We start from the raw sequence: 834 nt of genomic DNA, 5'->3' as shown, positions 1-834 counted from the left end.
GATGACGACCAAGACTTACAACCAGCCGCTCGGCGGCAACGAGATGCCGCGCTTTGGCGGGCCTGCGACGATGATGCGCCTGCCGACGCAGCCGACCAGCGAGGGGCTCGATGCCTGCTTCGTCGGCATTCCGATGGATATCGGCACCTCGAACCGGCCGGGCACGCGCTTCGGGCCGCGCCAGATCCGCACCGAGAGTTGCATGATCCGCCCCTACAACATGGCGACCCGCGCCGCGCCCTTCGACAGCCTGCAGGTCGCCGATATCGGCGACGTGGCGATCGACACGTTCAACCTGCCGAAATGCGTCGATATCATCACCGACGCCTATCGCGAGATCATCAAGGACGGCTGCAAGCCGCTGACGCTCGGCGGCGACCACACGCTGAGCTACCCGATCCTGCGCGCCATGGGCGAAAAATACGGTCCCGTCGGCCTCATCCATGTCGATGCCCATGCCGACATCAACGAGCACATGTTCGGCGAGCCGATCGCCCATGGCACGCCGTTCCGCCGTGCGGTGGAAGCCGGCGTGCTCGACACGAAACGCTGCATCCAGATCGGCGTGCGCGGCACGGGGTACGCCGCCGACGATTTCGACTGGCCGCGCGAGCAGGGTTTTCGCGTGGTGCAGGTGGAAGAGTGCTGGCACAAGTCGCTGACGCCGCTGATGGAGGAAGTCCGTGCGCAGATGGGCGACCGGCCGGTCTACCTCACCTTCGACATCGACAGCCTCGACCCGTCGATTGCGCCCGGCACCGGCACGCCTGAAATCGCCGGCCTCAACACGATCCAGGCGCTGGAAATCATCCGCGGCTGCTGGGGCCTGAACCT

Annotated in this window: 1 protein-coding gene; it reads left to right on the top strand. The window is 65.9% G+C overall.

Annotated elements, in window-relative coordinates; genetic code table 11:
* Position 1 precedes the first annotated feature (1 nt).
* Positions 2–834: agmatinase (speB, locus tag AC1RT2_RS32165; protein WP_493108500.1), on the top strand; the 833-nt coding region annotated here is incomplete at its 3' end.

The sequence above is a fragment of the Shinella sp. GW821-FHT11G07 genome, assembly GCF_058808115.1.
The sequence above is the reverse complement of the archived record's forward strand: the minus strand, read 5'-3'. Positions and strand labels throughout refer to the sequence as shown.